The sequence below is a fragment of the Deltaproteobacteria bacterium genome (genome assembly GCA_003696105.1).
GTDB lineage: Bacteria > Myxococcota_A > Polyangia > Haliangiales > J016 > J016.
Genome location: RFGE01000333.1, coordinates 1 through 3,329, shown reverse-complemented (window position 1 = coordinate 3,329; position 3,329 = coordinate 1). Strand labels below are relative to the sequence as shown.

The 3,329-nt window shown below is 67.0% G+C and carries 3 protein-coding genes; 1 reads left to right on the top strand and 2 read right to left on the bottom strand.

Features of this window, described 5'->3' with window-relative positions; translation table 11 throughout:
• Window positions 1-316 precede the first annotated feature (316 nt).
• Window positions 317-946 carry a hypothetical protein gene (locus D6689_20735; protein ID RMH37714.1) on the bottom strand — a complete coding sequence of 210 codons (630 nt, stop codon included), beginning with the start codon at window positions 944-946 and terminating at the stop codon, window positions 317-319.
• Between the two features lie 120 nt (window positions 947-1,066).
• Complete coding sequence (locus D6689_20730; GenBank protein RMH37713.1) at window positions 1,067-1,450, bottom strand: hypothetical protein; 384 nt, start codon at window positions 1,448-1,450, stop codon at window positions 1,067-1,069.
• A gap of 1,109 nt (window positions 1,451-2,559) precedes the next feature.
• On the opposite strand from D6689_20730, the gene D6689_20725 reads away from it, so the two are divergent.
• Complete coding sequence (locus D6689_20725; protein RMH37712.1) at window positions 2,560-3,243, top strand: hypothetical protein; 684 nt, start codon at window positions 2,560-2,562, stop codon at window positions 3,241-3,243.
• Window positions 3,244-3,329 lie beyond the last annotated feature (86 nt).

Sequence of the window (3,329 nt, the reverse complement as noted above, 5' to 3'; positions counted from 1 at the left end):
GGCTCCCTCGCGCCCGGACAGACGTTCTCGGTGCAACCGTCCGCGCCGCGCGCCTACGACTACTACTGTCACGAGCACAACGCGGGCGCGGGCGCCGGCGTCCTGCTCGCCCGCTAGCTGGCTGGTGCGCACGGCCCGTGGCTGCGGTCGCGATCTACGGGAGATCTTCCCGGCGTACGTCCTCGTGCCCTTCGGTACCGTATGTTGACACGCGCCGTCGTGCGCTGCGGGCGTGAGCCGAACTTCGCCTCGCATCTCGCTACCGCGCCGGCGCGCATGCACGCAACGTAACCGTTCAGGGCCGCGGAAAGTCGGATTACGTCGATCGGTTGCGAGATCGAAAACAGTGAGGATCGAGGCGGGATCGAAAATGTGAACGACGCGGTTTGTCGGACGCGGCCACCGCAGCGCGCAGCTCGAAGCCGCGGTCGCGGCGAGAGACGAGCCGATCGCGGACCAGCAGGCGCCGATCGCCGAGCAGCAGGCGCCAATCGCGGAGCAGACGGGGCGGTTCGGAGGTGTTGCGGTCGCCGTTCGACCCGCGGCCGATGGCGATCATCGGCCTGCGGTCGGGCTCGTGCGCTTGTGTGCTCGCGCACCGGATGCGGTCCTGCCGGCGCAGCCACGCTACGGCAACGCCGAGTTCGCGCGGAGTCGAACCCACTTGCCTCGCGAGCACGGCCATCGTCGCGCCCGGCATCGCGTGCACGGCCGCCTGCAGCCGCTCGGCCAGCGCCGCGATCTCCTCGGGCGCGCGACGCCGGCTCGGTGCTCGCCTGGCCGCCGGTGCGTTCGTCCGCGCCGCGCGCGACGACCGGCCGGCGGTCGATGCCGCGAACGCACGCGCGACCGCGGCGGTCGCCGCCAATCGCGCCGCATCGATGTGCTCGCACCCCCTCGGGTCGATACGCACTTCCAACTCCGGGATGCTCGTGCGTGTCTTCATGCTCCACGAATCGCACCCCGCCGCGCGCGACTCAACCGGGGGCCTGAACAGTTACCGTCCGCTCGTGCGGGTGAGGTCGCCGTTGGCGGTGCCGGTTGTTGCCGCGAGGGTGTGGAACCGTCAGTCGCCCGTCGTCGGCGACTCGATCTCGGTGCTCCACTCCTCACACACCCGGGAGACCTGAGACTCGAAGCTGTCTGCACCGCCTGGCTCAACGATGGAGATGACGTCGGCCGCAGGTATGCCAGCCTCGTTGACCAGCCCGTTGACGAGCTCGTTGAACAGCTGGTTCTCGGCGGCGAAGTGGTCGCTCAATAGTTGTTCATCGCGACGCCGCAAGAACGTATCGATCTGTCGCCACGCCTCGGCCGAATCGCCGACGCCCCTCCGCAGCAGCTCGCTGATGACTTCGTCCGTCGTGCGGGCGACGGCTTCCCGTTCCGGAGCGTCCACCTCCTCCGCGTACTGGCGTAGATTGATGCAGTAGTCGTCCACGAGGCGCATCACGGTGGCCCACTGCGCGTCGCTGTGGACGATCGGCGCGAGGACCGTGCGTAGCGATTCGACTGCCTTCTCGCTTTCGCCACGGCGAGTCAGGCGGGAGGTACCTGCTGACGATGCGACTTCCCGAGTGAGGCGACTGTGGGTCCGAGCAACTCCTGGCGCAACCGACGGTCGCCGCGCGGTAGGATGTGCAGGCGTCGGGCGATCCACATTGGCGCCCGGGGCCGACGTCTCCGCTGGCCGACGGGAGGAAACGTCGCGATGCGAAACCGACCACGCAACCATGATCGCGACGATCCCCAAGGGTACGACGACGGCGCGCCGCCACGTCCATTTCCACGGTCGACTCATGAGTATTTCTTGCACACCGGCTCCCTTTCCGGGTGGCTAAAACAGCGTCGACACTCGTCGTGGCGCTCTTCCCACTGCCGACGACATTCTTCGTAGCCCGGCCGCGCGTCTGCCCAGCAGTCCGCAGCGCACCGAGGATCCGGCTGGCAGTCGAAGAACGGCTTGCCGGCCGGTGGATCCTTCACCACGGTGCAGTTGTTGGGACAGCCTTTGAAGCAGCGCTCGTAACGCTTACGGATGGGGGCGTCACACTCGGCTTTCTTTCTGCTGTTCTCGGCGGTGCACCGTTTCCACTCGGTGCTACCGGCTTCATAGCTGCCGGTGCGTCCACCACCAACGCCTTCGGTTCCACCGGGGTCACCACCGGGGTCACCACCGGGGTCACCACCGGGGTCACCACCGGGGTCTACATCAATGCAGACGATGTTGGCTCCATCTCCGAGTTGGATCATGCCAGGCCGGCAGCCGTAGACGTTGATCGTCTCGCTGGGCGCCGCTGAGGCGCGGCTGGTGGCCAGAACGACCGCTATCATCGCGCCGACCATGAATGCGGTTGCGCCCGCCACGAGCAGGGTGGTTCGCAGCGGGTGGCGGCCGGTCCACCGCGGTGAGTGACTACGACTTCAGGGGGGGACTGTCGTTTTCATAGCGACGCGGTTAGCACGCGCCTGTGAAGGGCGTCAAGACTCGATCGCACGATCGAAACGCTGCCTATTCGCGAGGACGTTGTCTCCGTAAGCCGCTTTACCAGTCCGGCGATGTTCCAGCCGAACGAGGCCATGTTCCTGGCCGCGTTCACTACGCCAGTGGCCCCTAGCTTTCATCGGCGGTGGAACGAGTCGTACGCGATGGCTGCGCATAGGAGGCGACCCATTCGCTTGGAGTCGCGCCAGCGGCCGCCGGAGCGCGCGCCGAAAAACATGACCGCCGGACACCGGAGCGCGAAGTGCGGCGCAGGTCCGCGGAGTCGCAGGGCGCGAGGATCGGCCCGAGATTTGTCGCGGGGCGCTGGCGTGTCGTACGAGCGTCGGCGTCCGGACCAGACCGTGCTGTACCGCGTGGTGCGCGAGCACGCACAGACGCTGTTCGAGGAGGTGCGAGAGCGCAGCGACAGCGGGTACGGCTACCCGGCGCACGTGGAGAACGAGTTTCGCCGGTACATCGACTGCGGAATCCTGGCGCATGGATTCATGCGCGTGCACTGCGCGGGGTGCGGTCGGGACGAGGTGGTGGCGTTTTCGTGTAAAGGGCGCGCGGTGTGTCCGTCGTGCGCGGGGAGAAAAATGGCGGACACGGCCGCGCGGCTGGTGGACGAGCGACTGCCGGAGGCGAGGTACCGGCAGTGGGTGCTGAGCTTTCCGCACCGGTTGCGGGTTGTCATCTCTCACGATCATGCCCCCGGCCTGAGCGGGTTTTCTCACGGTCATGCCCCCATCCCATGACGGGTTTTCTCAGGATCATGACCCCACCGACGATCGAGTTTTCTCACGATCATGACCCCAGCGTGAGCGGGTTTTCTCACGGTCAT